This is a genomic window from Pseudomonas kribbensis (assembly GCF_003352185.1).
Taxonomy (GTDB): Bacteria; Pseudomonadota; Gammaproteobacteria; order Pseudomonadales; family Pseudomonadaceae; genus Aquipseudomonas; species Aquipseudomonas kribbensis.
In genome coordinates this window covers 4106730-4125543 of record NZ_CP029608.1, presented here as the reverse complement: position 1 = coordinate 4125543, position 18814 = coordinate 4106730, and the positions used below count along the sequence as shown (strand labels likewise).

Annotated in this window: 9 protein-coding genes; 5 read left to right on the top strand and 4 right to left on the bottom strand. The window is 61.8% G+C overall.

What is annotated here, in order from left to right; all coding sequences use genetic code 11:
• The first annotated feature begins 46 nt into the window (after positions 1–46).
• From DLD99_RS18770 to mnmH, 3 genes are all read left to right on the top strand, one after another.
• Positions 47–10564, top strand: coding sequence for an autotransporter-associated beta strand repeat-containing protein (locus DLD99_RS18770; RefSeq protein ID WP_114884205.1), 10518 nt, complete (start codon positions 47–49; stop codon positions 10562–10564).
• A gap of 98 nt (positions 10565–10662) precedes the next feature.
• Complete coding sequence (gene selD / locus DLD99_RS18765; protein ID WP_085712520.1) at positions 10663–11697, top strand: selenide, water dikinase SelD; 1035 nt, start codon at positions 10663–10665, stop codon at positions 11695–11697.
• The gene (mnmH, locus tag DLD99_RS18760) at positions 11697–12800 is read left to right on the top strand and encodes a tRNA 2-selenouridine(34) synthase MnmH (protein ID WP_114884203.1); all 1104 of its coding nucleotides are present in this window, start codon (positions 11697–11699) and stop codon (positions 12798–12800) included. Before selD ends, mnmH begins: the two co-directional genes overlap by 1 nt.
• A 138-nt stretch (positions 12801–12938) precedes the next feature.
• Here the strand turns inward: mnmH and DLD99_RS18755 are convergent, their stop codons facing one another.
• Positions 12939–13613, bottom strand: coding sequence for a histidine phosphatase family protein (locus tag DLD99_RS18755; RefSeq protein ID WP_114884201.1), 675 nt, complete (start codon positions 13611–13613; stop codon positions 12939–12941).
• Positions 13614–13908: 295 nt separating this feature from the next.
• Between DLD99_RS18755 and DLD99_RS18750 the strand changes: the two genes are divergently transcribed.
• Positions 13909–14607: a glutathione S-transferase family protein gene (locus tag DLD99_RS18750; RefSeq protein ID WP_085712517.1), complete on the top strand. Its 699-nt coding sequence runs from the start codon at positions 13909–13911 to the stop codon at positions 14605–14607.
• 144 nt (positions 14608–14751) lie between these two features.
• Complete coding sequence (gene hemB, locus DLD99_RS18745) at positions 14752–15726, top strand: porphobilinogen synthase (protein ID WP_003223551.1); 975 nt, start codon at positions 14752–14754, stop codon at positions 15724–15726.
• 25 nt (positions 15727–15751) lie between these two features.
• Here the strand turns inward: hemB and DLD99_RS18740 are convergent, their stop codons facing one another.
• From DLD99_RS18740 to DLD99_RS18730, 3 genes are read right to left on the bottom strand one after another with little or no spacing between them, the layout of a single operon-like run.
• A complete protein-coding gene (locus DLD99_RS18740) occupies positions 15752–16315 on the bottom strand; it encodes a dCTP deaminase (protein WP_114884199.1) in 564 nt (187 codons plus the stop codon).
• Positions 16312–17031 carry an amino acid kinase family protein gene (locus DLD99_RS18735; RefSeq protein WP_162803500.1) on the bottom strand — a complete coding sequence of 240 codons (720 nt, stop codon included), beginning with the start codon at positions 17029–17031 and terminating at the stop codon, positions 16312–16314. The genes DLD99_RS18740 and DLD99_RS18735 overlap by 4 nt, the downstream gene beginning before the upstream one ends.
• Positions 17028–18776 (bottom strand): NUDIX hydrolase, encoded by a 1749-nt coding sequence (locus tag DLD99_RS18730; RefSeq protein WP_162803499.1) that lies wholly within the window; start codon positions 18774–18776, stop codon positions 17028–17030. Before DLD99_RS18730 ends, DLD99_RS18735 begins: the two co-directional genes overlap by 4 nt.
• Between the last annotated feature and the right edge of the window lie 38 nt (positions 18777–18814).

The following is an 18814-nucleotide window of genomic DNA, read 5'->3' as shown; positions in this document are numbered from 1 at the left end:
TGTCGCACGCCTTCAAGGATGAAATTGGCCACGAAAGGAGTAACCCGTGGAAGCAAGGTTTGGTGTCGCCCTCGTTTCGCGCTTTTCCCCACTTTCCCTTGCAGTGCACCTGAGCGTCGCCGGACTTCTGTTCGGCGGGGTCAGCGAGCAGGCGTTCGCCACCTGCTCGGCCGCGGGCTCGACGATCACCTGTTCGGGTGTTCCGACCCTGCCGCTGTTTCTCAATGACTACAGCAGCGCCAGCAGCGGCGTGACGGTCAACGTCACCAACGGCGCGCAGATGAACGCGACGCTGGGCGGCAAGGTGATCAACCTGACCGGGGCCAACATCAACCTGAACAACTCCGGCACCCTCGACCCGGCGTTGCTCGGCCTGGTTTCGATTCTCAGTGGCGGCGCGTTCATCGGCACCGGCGCGACCAGCACGGTGAGCATCGCCAACAACACCACCGGGATCATTCGCGGCACCGGCATGCTGCTCGGCCTCAACCTGACCAGCATCGACGGTCTGGGGATTGCCGTGAACAACTCGGTGTCGGGCACCACGACCATCACCAACGACGGCACGATTACCTCGACCGGGCTGTCGGTCGGCGGCATTACCCTGGCCGATACCCCGGTGGTCGGGGTGTATGGCGGTTCGCAGGTCAACATGACCAACAGCGCCAGCGGCACGATCAACGGCCGGATGGCGTTCGAAACGTCAGTGGCGGGCAACACCTTCACCAACGCCGGTAACATCACCGGCGGTTTGTCGATGGGGGCGGGCAGCACCAACACCTTCTACGCGATCACCGGTTCGAGCGTTAACGTCGGTGACGGCGTGCAAGTCTCCGTCGGCCTTGGAGGCCTGATCGGCGTCAACCTGACCTTCGCCCCGACCGGCACGATCGATGGCGGCGCGGCGGGGACCAACACGCTGATCCTGCAAAACCCGATCGGCCTCGGCGGCGGCACTACCGGGACCGGCACGGCGTCCAGCGCGGTCTATGTCAACTTCAACAACCTGACCCTCAACAGCGGCACCTGGACCTTGCAGGGTCCGTTGGTCAGCGGTGCGACCACCCTCAATGGCGGTGTCGCACAGTTCAACGACAACGGCGCGTTCGGCAGCGGTGTGCTGACGTCCAACGGCGGCATCCTTCAGGCCAGCAACGCTGGTTTGACGCTGGCCAACCAGATCAACCTCGGTGCCGGCGGCCTGACCTTGCAGGGCATCAACGGTACGACCCTGAACGGTGTGATTTCCGGCACCGGTGGCCTGACCAAGATCGGCAGCGGTCAGCTCAACCTCAACGGCATCAACACTTACACCGGCAACACCGTACTCAACGGCGGTGTGGTGCTGGTGGGCAACAACCAGGCGTTCAGTACCGGCGGTATCACCGTCGGCGGCTCTTCGAGCATCTCGGCGACGGCGCCGATTTCGCTGGCCAACGCGATCACGCTCAACAGCACCCTGACCGCGACCGGCACTGGTGCGCTGACCCTGGGCGGGGTGATCAGCGGCGCCGCCAACCTGACCAAAACCGGCAGCGGCAGCCTGACCCTCAACGGCATCAACACCTACACCGGGATCACCAGCCTCAGCGCCGGCACCTTGCGCGTCGGCAACAACAACGCCCTGGGCACCGGGGTCCTCAACACCAGCAACGGCACCAGCCTCGACAGCACCGGCAACGTGACCCTGGCCAACAACGTCGGCATCACCGGTGCGTTGAACGTGCTCGGCAGCAACGCCCTGACTTTGGCCGGCATCGTCTCCGGCACCGGCGCGATCACCAAGAGCGGCAGCGCCAGCCTGACCCTGACCGGCAACAACACCAACAGCGGCACCACCGCGCTCAACGGCGGCACCTTGTTCGTCGGCAGCAACACAGCCCTCGGCACCGGCGCATTGAACGCTGCGGCCGGCACCACGCTGGATGCGACCACGGCGGTGACCCTGGCCAACGCAGTGGCGCTGGCGGGCGGGCTGACCATCGGTGGCACTCAGGCGCTTGGCCTGAGCGGCGTCATCAGCGGCGCCGGCAGCCTGATCAAGGGCGGCACCGCGAACCTGACCCTCAGCGGCAACAACACCTTCTCCGGCGGTACCACGCTGAACAACGGGACGCTGATCGTCGGCTCCAACACCGCGCTCGGGACCGGCGCACTGACCACGGCGGCAGGCACCACCCTCGATGCCAGCACCGCCGTGGCCCTGAGTAACGCCGTCGCCCTCGGCGGCAACCTGAACATCGCCGGCAACGCCAACCTGACCCTCGGCGGCGTGGTCAGTGGCAGCGGCGGGCTGACCAAGAACGGCGCGGCCAACCTGGTTCTCAACGGCGCCAACACCTTCAGCGGCGGCACCACCCTGAACGCCGGCACCCTGACCGTCGGCAACGCCGCCGCATTGGGCAGCGGCGACCTGACCGTTGCCAATGCCGCGACCCTCGACAGCAACACCTCGGTCATCCTGAACAACAACGTCGCCCTCAACGGCAACCTGTCCATCGCTGGCAGCAACGGCTTGATCCTGGGTGGCGTGCTCAGCGGTGCCAGTCAGTTGATCAAGAACGGCACCGCCAACCTGACCGTCAACGGCGCCAACACCTTCACCGGTGGCACCACGCTCAACGCCGGCAGCCTGACCGTCGGCAACGGCGCGGCACTCGGTACCGGCACGCTGACCGTGGGGGGGAGCGCAACGCTCAACAGCAGCGCCAACGTGACGCTGAACAACGCGATTGCGCTGAACGCCAACCTGACTGCCGGCGGCGCCAACCCGCTGACCCTCGGCGGCGTGATCAGCGGCGGCAGCAACCTGATCAAGACCGGTTCTTCAACGCTGACCCTGACCGGTAACAACACCTACACCGGTTCTACGTCGCTGAACGCCGGGACACTGATCGTCGGCTCCAATACCGCACTCGGTACCGGCGTGCTCAATGCCGGCAACAACACCACGCTGGACGCCAGCACCGCGACCAGCCTGGCCAACAACGTCAACCTAGGCGGCAACGTGACCATCGGCGGCAGCAACGCGCTGACCCTCGCGGGCGTGGTCTCCGGTGTCGGCGGCCTGACCAAAAGCGGCCCCGCCGACCTGATTCTCAACGGCGCCAACACCTACTTCGGCAACACCGCACTCAACGTCGGCAAGCTGATTGTCGGCAGCAATACCGCGCTCGGCAGCGGCGCATTGAACGCCGCGGCGGGCACCACGCTGGACACCAACACCGCCGTCACGCTGGGCAATCAGGTCAACCTGGCCGGTGCGATGAATGTGGGTGGCAGCGCAGACCTGACCCTCACCGGCACTGTCGCCGGAGCCGGCAGTCTGGTGAAAAACGGCGCGGCCAATCTGAACCTCAATGGCACCAACACTTACGTCGGCGGCACCACGCTGAACGCCGGTACAGTGACCGCCGGCAACAGCTCGGCCCTCGGCACCGGCGCCTTGACTGTCGGCGGCGCAGCAACCCTCGACAGCAGTTCGCCGCTGGTCAGCCTGGCCAACGCGGTCGTGCTCAATGCGGCTCTGAGCGTCGGCGGCACCCAGGACCTGACCCTCGGCGGTGTGATCAGCGGCGCCGGCCAGTTGATCAAGAACGGCGCGGCCAACCTGACCGTCAACGGCACCAACACCTACAGCGGCGGCAGCACCCTCAACGCCGGTACGCTGACACTGGGCTCGGCCGCTGCGTTGGGCAGTGGCGGCCTGACCGTCGGTGGCGCTTCGACGCTGGATACCAGCGCCGGCATGAGCATTGGCAACAACATCACCCTCAACGCCGGTTTGACCCTGGCCGGCAGCAACACCCTGAACCTCAGCGGCGTGATCGATGGCGCCGGCAGCCTGACCAAGGACGGCTTCGGCGACCTGACGCTCAGCGGCAACAACACCTTCACCGGTGCGCTGAACATCGCCTCCGGCAGCGTCACTACCGTGAGCAGCGGGGCGCTGGGCAACACCTCCGGCGCCAACATTAGTGCCGGTGCCAATCTCAATCTCAACAGCAGCGCCAGCCTCAACGGCTTGAGCGGCAGCGGCAGTGTGCAGATCGCCGGCGGCAACACCCTGACCGTGGGCGGCGTGAACAGCACCAGCACCTTCGACGGCGACCTCGGCGGCAGCGGTGCGCTGACCAAGGTCGGTACCGGGACGCTGAACCTCACCGGCAGCAGCGGCATTACCGGCAATACCAATGTCAACGCCGGCACGCTGAATCTCACCGGATCGCTGGCCAGCACCCAGCTCAACGTCAACAACGGTGCGACCCTCACGGGTACCGGTTCGGCGCTTGGCGTCATCACCGTCAACAGCGGTGGTCATCTGGCTTTGTCCTCGGGCAATACCTTTTCCACCTCGTCGCTGATCCTCACCGCCAACAGCAACGTCGACGCAAGCCTCGCCACGCCATCGACTTCGTCGCTGATGAACATCGGCGGCAACCTGACCCTCGACGGTAATCTCAACGTCACCGATGCCGGCGGTTTCGGTGTCGGTGTCTATCGGCTGTTCAACTTCATCGGTGCACTGACCGACAACGGCCTGACCGTGGCCGGCGTGCCGGTGGGTTACGGCCTCGGCGACATCCTCGTGCAGACCCTCGGTAACCAGGTCAACCTGGTGGTGTCGGCGCCGAACACCAACCTGCGTTTCTGGGACGGCAGCCAGACAATCCCGAACGGCACGGTGGATGGCGGCACTGGCACCTGGGATGCCGGCGGCACCAACTGGACCAATTCCAACGGCACGCTGAACCAGACCTGGGCCGGCGACTTCGCGGTGTTCCAGGGCACGGCGGGCACGGTGTCGGTCAACGGCACGCAACTGTTCACCGGGATGCAATTCCTCACCAATGGCTACAACGTGGTCAACGGTACGTCGGGTCTGCTGACCGCGGTCAACGGCAGCGGTGGCACCACGGCGATGCGGGTCGATCCGGGCGTGACTGCCACGGTCGGTGTGAACATCGACGGCAGCGGCATTCTTAACAAACTCGACGCCGGCACCCTGGTGCTCAACGGCGCCAACAGCTACACCGGCGGCACGCAACTGGACGGCGGCACCCTGGTGGTTGGCAGCAACACTGCGCTGGGCACTGGCGCGTTGATCGCCAATGCCGGCACGCAACTGGACAGCAACACCGCCGTGACCCTGGCCAACGCGACCACGTTGAACGGTAACCTCACCGTGCTCGGCAGCAATGCCCTGACCCTCAACGGTGTGATTTCCGGCACCGGCGGTTTGATCAAGAACGGTTCGGCCAGCCTGACCCTTGGCGGCAACAACGCCTTCCTCGGGCCGGTGGCACTGAACGCGGGCGGTCTGATTCTGGCGTCGAACAGCGCGCTGGGCTCGGCCACCCTGAACGCGGCCAACGGCACCACCCTGGATGCCAGCGGCGCCTTCAGCGCGGCCAACGCGATCAACCTGGCGGGCAACCTCGCTATCGTCGGCAGCAACGATCTGACCCTCAGCGGCGCCATCAACGGCGCCGGCAGCCTGACCAAGAATGGTGCGGCCAACCTGATCCTGTCCGGAGCCAACAACTTCCTCGGTGGCGTCACCCTCAATGCCGGCACCCTGACCGCCGGCAGCAACGGCGCCCTCGGTCTGGGCAACCTGACCGTGGCCGGTGCCTCGGCGCTGGACAGCAACACCTCGGTGTCGCTGGGCAACAACGTGGTGCTCAACGCCAACCTGACCAACACCGGCAACAGCGACGTAGCCATCAGCGGCGTAGTCAGCGGCACCGGTGGATTGATCAAGAACGGCGCCTCGAACCTGACCCTCAATGGCATCAACACCTACAGCGGCGGCACCACGCTGAACGCCGGCACCGTGACCCTCGGCACCTCGGCGGGCCTGGGTTCCGGCACGGTGACCGTGGCGGGCGCATCGACCCTCGACACCACGGCGCCGCTGGTACTGGCCAACAACCTCAACGTCAATGCCAACCTCAGCGTGGCCGGCAACAACAACCTGACCCTCGGTGGCGTGATCGCCGGGGCCGGCACCCTGACCAAGAACGGTCTGGCCGACCTGACGCTGACCGGCAACAACACCTTCAGCGGCACCTTCGACGTGCAGTCCGGCAGCCTGACCACGCTGGGCAACTCGGCACTGGGCAGCAACGCCGGGGTCAATCTCGGCGCTGCGGCGACGCTGAACCTCGGCGGTTCGGGCAGCCTCGCCAGCCTGACCGGCAGCGGTACCGCACTGATCGGCGGCGGCAACACCCTGAGCATCGGCGGCAACAACGCCAGCAGCATTTTCGACGGCGTACTCACCGGCACCGGCGAGCTGAGCAAACTCGGCACCGGTACGCTGACCCTGACCGGCCTCAACAGCCTGACCGGCAACACCACGGTCAACGCCGGCACCTTGAACGTCAGTGGCTCGCTGGACAGCGCCAGCGTACTGGTCAACAGCGGCGGCACCCTGACCGGCGGCGGCTCGCTCGGCGGGGCGGTGACCGTGGCGGATGGCGGTCATCTGGCCGGCGCCACCGGCAGCACCCTGTCGGTGAATTCGCTGGTGTTCAACGCCAACTCCAACTTCGACGTCGGCCTCGGCGCACCGGTGTCCGGTGGCGGCAATGCGCTGGTCAACGTCGGCGGTAATCTGACCCTCGACGGCACCCTCAACGTCAGCGACATCGGCGGTTTCGGCAGCGGCGTTTACCGGTTGATCAACTACACCGGCGGCCTGACCGACAACGGCATGCTGATCGGCACCATTCCCGGCAGCGTCACCCCGGGCGACCTGACCCTGCAAACCGCACTGGCCAACCAGATCAACCTGCTGGTCACCGCCCCGGGCGTCACCGTGCAGTTCTGGGACGGCAACCAACTCGTCGCCAACGGTTCGGTGGATGGCGGCAGCGGCACCTGGGGCACCGGCACCACCAACTGGACCGATGTGAACGGCACCACCAATCAGGCCTGGACTAACAGCTTCGCAGTGTTCCAGGGCGCGGCAGGCACCGTGACCGTCAACGGCGCGCAAACCATCACCGGCATGCAGTTCGTCACCGACGGCTACAACCTGCAGAACGGCACGGCGGGTTCGCTGAATCTGGTCAACGGTTCGCTGGGCAATGCCACCGTGCGGGTCGATCCGAACGTCACCGCCACCGTGGGCGTTGCGCTCAACGGCGCCGGCACACTGGGCAAATACGACACCGGCACCCTGGTGCTCAACGCCGCCAACGGCTACACCGGCGGCACCGCGCTCAATGGCGGCAAGATTGTGGTCGGCAACAATGCGGCCCTCGGCACTGGCATATTGACCGCCGCCAACGGCACGGCGCTGGACAGCAACACGGCCGTCAGCCTGGCCAATGATGTGGTGCTCAATGGCGGACTCACCGTCGCCGGATCCAACGCCTTGACCCTCGGCGGCGTGGTCAGCGGCAGCGGCAGCCTGATCAAGACCGGCCCATCGAGCCTGACGCTCAATGGCAGCAACACCTACAGCGGCGGTACCCAGCTCGCCGGCGGTACGCTGGTTCTGGGCAACAACAGCGCGATCAGCAGCGGTGCTCTGACTGTGTCGGGCAATGGCACCCTCGACAGCACCTCGGCGCTGCAACTGGCCAACGCCATCAATCTGGGTGCGCAATTGACCCTGGCCGGCAACCAGAACACCACGCTGATCGGTGCGGTCACCGGCAGCGGCAGCCTGGTGAAAAACGGCAATGGCGATCTGTTGCTCAGTGGCGCCAACACCTACAGCGGCGGCACCACGCTGAACGGCGGCAGCACCCGTGGCGACACCAGCAGTCTGCAAGGCGCCATCGTCAACAACGCGACGCTGACCTTCGAGCAAAACAGCGACGGCAGCTACACCGGCAATCTGACCGGCGCCGGCATCCTGAACAAAACCGGTACCGGCGCCTTGCTGTTGACCGGCAACAACACCTTCACCGGCAACACCTCGGTTCAGGCCGGTACGCTGAACGTCAATGGCGTGCTCAACAGCGCCAGCGTCGATGTCGCCAGCGGCGCGAAAATCGGCGGCAGCGGCCAGTTCGGTGGCGCCGTGCAACTGGCCAGCGGTGCGACCCTGCTGGGTGGCGGCAGCGCGACGCCGTTGTCGGTCGGATCCCTGGCGTTGTCTTCGGGGACCAATCTGGACTTCACCCTCGGCTCGGCCGCCAGCTCCACAACCGTGGTCAACGTTGCCGGCAACCTGACCCTCGACGGTACGCTGAACATCACTAACGCCGGCGGCTTCGGCACCGGTGTGTATCAACTGTTCAGCTACGGCGGCATGCTCACCGACAACGGTCTGGTCTACGGCAGCCTGCCGGTTTCGGCGGCCAATCTGACCCTGCAAACCGCGCTGGCCAATCAGGTCAACCTGCTGGTACAGAACACGCCGGGCGAAGTGCAGTTCTGGAACGGCGGCAAGACCAACCCGGACGGCAGCATCGGAGGCGGCAGTGGCGTGTGGGGTCCGGGCACCAACTGGACCGACCCGACCGGTACTCAGGCGCTGGGCTCCAACGGCCAGTTCGCGGTGTTCGGCGGGCAGGGCGGGACGGTCACCGTGCAGGGCAATCAGAACTTCACCGGGCTGCAATTCCTCGTCAACGGCTACAGCCTGGTACCGGATGCCGGCGATACGCTGACCCCGGTCAACGGACCTGGCGGCACACCGGCGCCGATCCGCGTCAATGCCGGCGCTACCACGCAAATCGATGTGCCATTGATTGGCACTGGCGGGATCGAGAAACTCGACTCCGGCACCCTGATCCTCACCGCAGCCAACACTTACAGCGGTGGCACCACCGTCAGCGGCGGTACGCTGGTCGGTAACACCACCAGCCTGCAAGGCAATATCGTCGATAACGCTTCGGTAGTGTTCCAGCAGAACACCGATGGCCAGTTCAATGGTCGTCTGAGTGGCGTCGGCGCACTGGCAAAACGCGGTGCGGCGCGCATGCTGTTGACCGGCGACCAACCATTCAGCGGCACCGTGTCGGTGGATCAAGGTGTGCTGCAAGTCGGCAGCCGTGCGGCGCGCGCCTCTCTGGGCGGACAAGTGACCGTGGCCAACGGCGCAGCCCTGAGCGGTAACGGCAGCGTCGGTTCGGTGGTCAACCACGGTGTGGTGGCCTCCGGTGGCGGTGACGGCACCTTGAGTGTGGCGGGCAACCTGACCAACGCCCCGGACGGTGTGCTGGCCCTGACCGTCAGCTCGCCAACCGCTACGCCTCTGGCTGTCGGCGGCACGGCAACCCTGGGCGGTGGCCTGCAAGTGAACAGCCTGGCGCCGTTTACCGGCAACACCGTGTACTCACTGATCACCGCCGGCGGTGGCGTGAATGGCACGTTCAGCGCCGCCGATCTGCCGCAATACGCGTTCCTCGACACGGCGCTGGTGTACAGCCCTGACGCGGTGAACCTGGTGGTCAGCCGCAACGGCAATTCGTTCGCCGACGTGGCCGCCACCCGCAACCAGCGCAACACCGCTTCGGCATTGATGCGCAACGGTCCGGCGGGCGCTGCTTTGCAGAACGAAATCGTCAACCTCAGCGTGGCCGGTGCGCGTCACGCCTTCGACAGTCTGTCGGGGGAAATCCATGCCAGCACCGCGAGCGCGGTCCTTGAGGATTCACGTTTCGTGCGTGAAGCGGTCAACGACCGCATGCGTCAACCGACTTGCAGCGCGTCGGACGATCCACGTCGCACGCTGGCACCGAGTGACACCCAGTTGAGCAGCAGCGGCTGTCACGGTGAAATGGTCGGCTGGGCCCGTGCCATCGGTGCCTGGGGCGACATGGGCGGCGACAGCAACACGGCGAAAGTCGATCGCAGCCTCGGCGGTTTCATGCTCGGCACCGACAAGCAGCTCGACGATCAATGGCGCGCCGGGATGGCCGCGGGTTACACCCGTGGCAACCTCAACGCCCACGATCGCAACTCCGATGCCAAGGTCGACAGCTACCACCTGGCGGCGTACCTGAGTTCGCAGTTCGATGCACTGGCCGTGCGCCTCGGCGCGGCTTACAGCTGGCACAGCATCGAAACCAAACGCGACGTCAGCGTCGGTGCCTACAACGACCGTCTGAAGGCTGACTACGATGCCCGCAGTGCCCAGGTGTTCGGTGAAGTGGGTTACGCCATCAATGCGGCCGGCGTGGCCATCGAACCGTTCGCCGGCCTGGCCTACGTCAACTACGACAGCGACACCGCCAAGGAAAAAGGCGGAGTGGGGCGCCTGAAGGGCGATGCCGATCAGGACATCACCTACTCGACCCTCGGTGTGCGCATCGGCAAGTTGGTGACCCTGGCCAACGGCAGTCAACTGACCCCGCGCGCAGCCATCGGCTGGCGGCATGCCTACGGCGATACCAAGCCGGATGCCGACCTGACCTTCATCGACGGCGGTGCGTCGTTCAGCACCCAGGGCGTGCCGATCGCCAAGGACAGCGCACTGCTCGAAGCCGGCGTGGACTTCCAGATCAGCCCGACCGGCAAGCTCGGCATCGGCTATTCGGGCCAGGTGTCCAGCGACAACAACGACAGCGCGATGACCATCAGCTTCAGCCAAAGCTTCTGATCGTGGTCGAAGCACTTTGACCGCCCGAAAGGGCGGTTTTTTTTGCTCGGCAATCCCCTCTGCTAGAATCCGCCCCATTCCCAGCCAGAGGTTGCCCCATGAGCGAACCCATCCGTCTGACCCAATACAGCCACGGTGCCGGTTGCGGCTGCAAGATTTCGCCGCAGGTGCTGGAAGTGATCCTTGCCGGCAGCGGCGCGCAGAACCTCGACCCGAAACTGTGGGTCGGCAACGCCTCGCGCGATGACGCGGCGGTGTATGAAATCGATGCCGAACGCGGTGTGGTGTCGACCACCGACTTCTTCATGCCGATCGTCGATGACCCGTTCGACTTCGGCCGTATCGCCGCGACCAATGCGATCAGCGATATCTACGCCATGGGCGGTGACCCGTTGATGGCCATTGCCATCCTCGGCTGGCCGGTGAACGTACTGGCGCCGGAAGTGGCGCGGGAAGTGATTCGCGGTGGTCGTGCGGTGTGCGACGCGGCGGGTATTCCGTTGGCCGGTGGCCATTCGATCGATGCGCCGGAACCGATCTTCGGTCTGGCCGTCACCGGTCTGGTGGAAAAGCGCTTCATGAAGCGCAACGACACCGCCACCGCCGGATGCCTGCTGTACCTGACCAAACCGCTGGGCATCGGCATCCTCACCACCGCGGAAAAGAAGGGCAAGCTGCGTAACGCCGACATTGGCGTGGCCCGGGACTGGATGTGCACGCTGAACAAACCCGGCAGCCGTTTCGGCAAGTTGTCCGGAGTGACCGCGATGACCGACGTCACCGGTTTCGGCCTGCTCGGGCATCTAGTGGAAATGGCCGACGGCAGCCACCTCACCGCGCGCATCGCCTATGACCGCGTGCCGCGTCTGGACAGCGTCGAGTACTACCTCGATCAGGGCTGCGTACCCGGCGGCACCTTGCGCAATTTCGACAGCTATTCAAGCAAGCTCGGACGCGTGCAGGAACTGCACAAGCGGGTGCTGTGCGATCCGCAGACCAGCGGCGGCCTGCTGCTGGCCGTGACCCCGGAAGGCAACGCCGAATTCCTCGCGGTAGCCGCAGAGCTGGGCCTGAACCTGGCGCCGATCGGCGAGCTGGTCGAGCGACAGACCCACGCAGTCGAGGTGATTTGATGCTCCGCGACTGCACCGATTACCGCGACATTTTCCTCAACGACCGGCCGCTGATGGATGCCCGTGCGCCGGTCGAGTTTCACAAGGGCGCGTTCCCCGGGGCGGTCAATCTGCCGCTGATGAATGACCTCGAACGGCAAAAGGTCGGCACCTGCTACAAACAGCATGGTCAGCAGGCCGCCATCGAACTGGGCCACCATCTGGTGTCCGGCGCGGTGAAGGCCGAACGCATCGAGGCCTGGGCCGAATTCGCCCGGGCCCATCCTGACGGTTATCTCTATTGCTTTCGCGGTGGCCTGCGCTCGCAGATCACCCAGCAGTGGCTCAAGAGCGAGGCCGGGATCGACTATCCGCGCATCGGTGGCGGTTACAAGGCCCTGCGCAACTTCCTGATCGACACCCTCGAACAAGCGGTGAACCAGTGTGATTTCGTGCTGCTGGGCGGCATGACCGGCACTGGCAAGACCGAACTGCTGGTGCAGTTGCGTAACGGTCTGGATCTGGAAGGCCACGCCAACCATCGCGGCTCCAGCTTCGGCAAGCGCGCCACCGGCCAGCCATCGAACATCGACTTCGAAAACCGCCTGGCCATCGACCTTCTCAAGAAACGCGACGCCGGTATCGACCAGTTCGTCCTCGAAGACGAGAGCCGGGTGGTAGGCAGTTGCGCGCTGCCGCTGCCGTTGTATCAGGGCATGCAGCAGTACCCGATGGTCTGGCTGGAGGACAGCTTCGAGGATCGGGTGCAGCGGATCCTGCGTGATTACGTGGTGGACCTGTCGGCCGAGTTTTCGGCGGTGCATGGCGAGCAGGGTTTCGTGCTGTTCTCTGAACGCTTGCTCGAGAGCCTGAACAATGTGCAGAAACGTCTGGGCGGCGAACGCCACCGGCGAATGCTGTTGTTGATGGAAGACGCACTGGCCGAGCAGGGGCGCAGTGGTTCGGTGGACTTGCACCAGGGCTGGATCGAAGGCTTGCTGCGTGAGTATTACGACCCGATGTATGTGTTCCAGCGCGAGAAGAAGGGTGCGCGGATCGAGTTTGCCGGGGAGCAGAAAGCAGTCCTTGAATATCTGCACGATCGCCTGAATCAGAAGGCTTGATGCTGTATTCAGCGGCCTCTTCGCGGGCAAGCCCGCTCCCACACTGGAGATCTGCTGAACCGGTCATTTGAGTTCGGCACAAGATTGAATGTGGGAGCGGGCTTGCCCGCGAAAGGGGGAGATCAGGCAGTACAAAACTCAGGTCGGGCAAGTGACCTTGCCGTTGTCCAGCCCCTGCTTGTAGCTGTGGCTTTGCAGGCTGGCTTTGCCGTTGTGCCAGGTCAGGGTCAGCACGTACAGCGAGTCATAGTCACCGGACGCCCAGTCCTCGGTGATGGTCTGTTTCTCGCCCACCGCCTTGCCGGCGACCTTGTTGATCAGCTCCGGCAGGTAACCGTGGGACCACGCGGTGTAGATGATCGAGTTGTGGTACTTGTCGGCGATCAGTTCCCGGGCCAGGTCGCTGGTGTCATTGGCCGAGAACTCGATGTTCACCGGCAGGCCGAGCTTGATCGCGGCGGGGCTGATGGTCATCAGGGGGCGGATGTAGCTGTAGGAGTTGTCCAGCTCGCCTTCCTCGACATTGCGCGTCGGGTTGGCGGCGAACACGTAGTCGGCCTTGCCGAACTTCTCCGGCAGCAGGGTCGACAGCTCGATGGCTCGGTTCAGGCCCTGGCAGTTGAGCTGGCCGAGCCCGCCGGCAGGTTTTTCCCCGTGACGCAGAAAGATCAGGGTCTGGGTGCCGTCCACCGGTTGCGCGCGGCTTTCGCTGGATTCGAGGGACAGAAACAGCGCGCTCACCGCCAGCAGCGAGGGCAGGGCAACGTAGGCGCGATGTTTGAAGCGTCTGGCGACTTTCATCAAGTTCGTCATGAGATAAGGGGTCTTCAGTCTGTTCGGTTAAGGCTGACAAACCTCTAGACCGCAGGCGGTCGGGCCCGGGTCATTTCCCTGTCTTGAATGGTTTCCTTGGAGCTCTCACGAGGCCGTTGGTTCGATCCGCTCGCCGGGGCGCACTTTAGCGATGTCACAGAACGGGCAGGCGCAAGGTTAGCGACAGGATGTTGCGGATTTAAGTAAGTCCGCTGGCCGGGACAAAAAGAACCCGAGCCAGCGCGGAAAACGTGGATTATGCTCAGGCCTTTCATTTTGTGACTGGATGCTACACATGACCGATCTGTCCGCGTTCCCGATCACCCAGAAGTGGCCGGCGCAGTACCCTGACTGGATTCAGCTCTATTCCCTGCCGACCCCCAACGGCGTCAAGGTCTCGATCATGCTCGAAGAGATCGGTCTGCCCTACGAGCCGCACCGCGTGGGCTTTGACACCAACGACCAGATGTCCCCGGAGTTCCTGTCACTGAACCCGAACAACAAGATCCCGGCGATCCTCGACCCCCACGGCCCCGAGGACAAACCGCTGCCGTTGTTCGAGTCCGGCGCGATCCTGATTTACCTCGCCGACAAAAGCGGCCAGTTGCTGGCCCAGGAAGGCGCGCTGCGCTACGAAACCATTCAGTGGCTGATGTTCCAGATGGGCGGCATCGGCCCGATGTTCGGCCAGCTCGGTTTCTTCAACAAGTTCGCCGGCAAGGATTACGAAGACAAGCGTCCCCGCGACCGCTACGTCGACGAAAGCAAACGCCTGCTCAGCGTCCTCAACACCCGCCTCGAAGGACGTGACTGGATCATGGGCGAACGCTACACCATCGCCGACATCGCCACGTTTCCGTGGGTTCGCAACCTGATCGGGTTCTACGAGGCGGGCGATCTGGTCGGCATCAAGGACTTCCCGAACGTCACCCGGGTGCTGGAGCGCTTTCTGGCGCGGCCGGCGGTGGTGCGCGGTTTGACCATCCCTTCATAAGTCGGTGTGAGCCGGGTGCGCACATTATTGCGCGCCCGGTAATGCACTGTTGATTGATCCAGGTTTGTACCCCGTCCCCCGCAAGGCATAAGCTTCGCCCCCTACGACTTTCGTCTCATCTGCCCGTTTTTCAGGAAAGGCCCCATGTCCAGTCAGTTCCCCGAAGCACGTCCACGCCGTCTGCGCCGCAATGCGAGCCTGCGCAGCCTGTTCCAGGAAACCGAGTTTTCGCTCAACGATCTGGTACTGCCGATCTTCGTCGAAGAAGAAATCGATGACTTCGTGCCGATCAAGAGCATGCCCGGCGTGATGCGCATTCCGGAGCGCAAACTGGCCAGCGAGATCGAGCGTTACGCCCGTGCCGGGATCAAGTCGGTGATGACCTTCGGCGTGTCCCATCACCTGGACGCCAACGGCAGCGACACCTGGCGCGAAAACGGGCTGGTGTCGCGCATGTCGCGGATCGCCAAGGACGCGGTGCCGGAAATGATCGTGATGTCCGACACCTGCTTCTGCGAGTACACCGACCACGGCCATTGCGGCGTGATGCACAACCATGAAGTCGACAACGACCAGACCCTGATCAACCTCGGCAAGCAAGCCGTGGCTGCCGCCCGTGCCGGTGCCGATGTGATCGCGCCGTCGGCGGCGATGGACGGCCAGGTGCGGGCGATTCGCCGGGCGCTGGACGATGCCGGCTTCACGCAGATTCCGATCATGGCTTACTCGACCAAATTCGCCTCGGCGCTCTACGGCCCGTTCCGCGAGGCCGGTGGCAGCGCGCTGAAAGGCGACCGCAAAAGCTATCAGATGAACCCGATGAACCGCCGTGAAGCCCTGCGCGAATCGTTGCTCGACGAGCAGGAAGGCGCCGATGCGCTGATGGTCAAACCGGCCGGCGCGTACCTCGACATCATCCGTGACATCCGTGAAGCCTCGAACCTGCCGTTATCGGCGTATCAGGTCAGCGGCGAGTACGCGATGATCAAGTTCGGCGCCCAGGCCGGGGCCATCGACGAAGATCGCGTGGTGCGCGAAAGCCTCGGTGCGATCAAGCGCGCCGGTGCGGATCTGATCTTCACTTACTTTGCGATGGACCTGGCCCTGGCCGGGATCTGAAACCGGAACAGTGTTGCGCCGGCGTTTATCGCGCCGGTTTGAGGTTGAAGTTCGTTGGCAGTGTCTGTTCTCCAGCCGCATAAATACCCGAATACGGGGAGCTGCTAGGAGAAAGCTGTTGATGGAATCGCAAGTGGCAGAACTTGACACCGGGATAGATTCGAATGCGGTCGTGAGACAGGTTGATGATTTCCAGTGTCAGCCTTGAGGCGATGCCCATGCCGAAAGTGGCTGCCACGAAATTGGAACCGAAATTCAGATTCAGTCCAATGCGGGCATAGCACGACAGCAGACCCATATCGGCACACAGGTTGTGCCCCAACCGCAGCCTTTCCACCGATGAAGCCAGGTAAAGTTTTCCGGGCTCCAACACATAACCTTCGGCCGGTATCGTGACTTCGCTGAATAAGGAAGCCGTGTCCGTTGAGCGGCTGTCGATGACGACCGGCGCGGAATCGCGAACCAGCAATCGGTCGTGCAACCGAAGCAGATAGCTGGACGAGCGCAGGCATTGAACATCGAAATCGATGATTTCCAGCTCCGCACCGTTCTGTGCTTGCAGAATATCGGCGTCACTCAAAACACTCACAAAACGATCTCCGTAGCCTGGTCGCACTGTTCAATGTCAAACAAGGCTGAGTAATTTTCCGGCGCAAGCAGATAGCTGCTGATGCCGGCGTCGCGGATGATTTCCAGTGACGCCCTGTCCATGATGTAGTGTCCGGAGTTCAGGGCTTCAAAGGACTCGGCGCGCTCAATGAGGTTGTCTATCGGCCATTTCTCGATACGTGTGGGGGCATCGAATCCTGCGGAAAACAAAGGCACCTTTGCCTTGAAGACGATCAGTCTGTCGGCGGATATCGCCTGTGCCGCCGCCGCTGCCAGGGAGTCGGTGGATGCAAATCGTGTATCGGGATCGACAAAAAAGACCGATGCATCGCTGGCGGCCATGACCGTTTTCAACTCATGAACGGGCAGAAGTGTGTCATGTACGACGGCGTCGTATTTTTCGCAGCAGGAAAGGAAGATTCGCTGCAAGGTTCTCACATGATCTGTGCCGATTATTTTCAGGTCATCGCTGCTGGCACCCAGTTCTTTTGCAAGGTTCAGTTGCAGGTGCGAGCCGACGCCGCCCGAGACGATCACCAGTTTGTGGGTGTCATTCCGAGAGGAGATCAAGGTGAGCAGGTCACGGTAGAAACCGGCGTCTATCCGATAGTCTCGGTAACCCAGCCATTCGATACTGGAGGTGGCCGGCCCCTTTTTGATCATGCCTGCACCTGGCAGTTTGATGACGATGGTCATGACAGATAGCCCAGTTGCTTGAGTACGCCGAGTGCGCCGGGGGTGAGTTTGTCTGTGTAGCCTGAAAGCTTCTCGACTGGAACAAACTTGGTGTAACTGATTTCGGAACTGTCGAGAATGAAGTTTTGACTGGTCAGTTGAGCCTTGAATACAAACCATAGATGTCTATTGCCCCCGTGACGGCAGGCGTCGTCAAGTAAAAACGCCGGTGCAATCAGTTGAGGTGAAGTCAGGGTAACACCCAATTCTTCATAAACTTCTCTGTGGATAGCCTCTACTGGGGTTTCATGTCGATTCACGTGCCCGGCGACAATGCTGTATTTTTCCTGATAGAAGCTGTCGGATTTTTTTATTAACAGTATTTCTTTGTTTTGTTCGATCATCAGAGCTACGGAGAAGTGAGTGACTGTCCCATCAGGTGACTTGATTTCACTAACTTGATCGCCGGTCTTTAGGAGTTCGGAAACTTTTAACAGAGTGCGCGAGATGTCATTAATTATTTTGTCCGATTCAGGATCCTTGGCGGTGTCCCTTATTCTTTTTTGTGAGCTGGAAAGCTCTTTTGATGTAAAACCTTGTGTGTACAGCCATTGGCACATTTCTTTTATGGCTTGTTCGGTGATGGCTTTTCTTGACGTGCTGTCGAGTTTGATTGTTTCTACTTGATTGCTTTCGCGGAAGTTTTTCAAGTCTTCTTTTAAGGTTTTTATCTGATCGTACTGCACAACATCCACTGCAAATCGGTAGATGTTGTTGGCGTAAGTCAGAGGTCCGGGCTGAATTTGTGCATAACCCTGCTGCTCCAGCATTTTTATTTTCACGCCGGGATAACGTTCAGTGAAGAGGTGCAACTCGATGTTCAGGTCCTTCGAAAGCTTGGACAGTTCGCGAATGGCACCGAGAATCTTGATCATCCTGCGGATCATGTCAGCTTCAATGTTTACACCGTAATCTGCGTGGTCAACAAATTGGCCCCACTGTCTGGTGAACGCAGGGTTTTCATATTCCTGTTTGAGGTCAAGCAGAGATTTGTGAGTATCAATGTAGGGGCTGCAGATATAAAAATGCAGAGTTTTAATATCTTCCTTGTGATTGGAAATGGTGGTGATGAAGTCAGAGGAAAGTTGTGAAGTTGTTGTGAAGATGTGAATGACTTCGTTGTCGGTATCGTCAAGCTTTTTCGAGAATACGTCATCTGATACGAGCTTTAGGTCGTCACCAATCACATAGTCGGAAAGGGGGGGCAACGACTCTACGATTTTTTGGGTAGAAGGGAAGTCGGACGTCGCTTTTTTAAGAAGAAAACGCCGATATTCGTGCCATTTCGAAGCTTTGCTGACGGCTGTTTTGAAGTCTGAAAATTTAAGTGAACTCGATTGTTTTATATCTTTCTCACCTTGTAGGGTAATCACCAGTGCTGCGGCTGATTTGTCAGAAAGCCCGTCAATGAATTCGCGTGTGAGGCTGTCATCTTTGAGAATCCAGCGTTTGAAAAATTCTTTGAGTTTTGTGAGGTTTTGCGGGCTTGGATCGGTGAGAAAGATTTTTGCTTTCCATTTCCAGATAAGCGTGAAGGGGGCGCTGAATTTTGTCAGGTAGCGTTTAGTTGTAAGGTCCCAGAAAAGAACGTTTACAATGAGTGCGCCGATAAGCTGAAAGTAAAATTCTGATGTTTTGAAGGTAAGGTCGTATAGGTAAAGTATTGCGAGTGTAAGCAATACATGTTTGAAAATTCCTTTATACACAATCGTCCTCGGTACAGTAGGTCGGAAATGATCTGAAA

Bases quoted from the DNA above. Each gene is read 5' to 3' on its own strand.
- selD (WP_085712520.1), top strand. From the start codon at position 10,663: ATGAGCGAACCCATCCGTCTGACCCAATACAGCCACGGTGCCGGTTGC.
- mnmH (WP_114884203.1), top strand. From the start codon at position 11,697: ATGCTCCGCGACTGCACCGATTACCGCGACATTTTCCTCAACGACCGG.
- DLD99_RS18755 (WP_114884201.1), bottom strand. From the start codon at position 13,613: ATGACGAACTTGATGAAAGTCGCCAGACGCTTCAAACATCGCGCCTAC.
- DLD99_RS18750 (WP_085712517.1), top strand. From the start codon at position 13,909: ATGACCGATCTGTCCGCGTTCCCGATCACCCAGAAGTGGCCGGCGCAG.
- hemB (WP_003223551.1), top strand. From the start codon at position 14,752: ATGTCCAGTCAGTTCCCCGAAGCACGTCCACGCCGTCTGCGCCGCAAT.
- DLD99_RS18735 (WP_162803500.1), bottom strand. From the start codon at position 17,031: ATGACCATCGTCATCAAACTGCCAGGTGCAGGCATGATCAAAAAGGGG.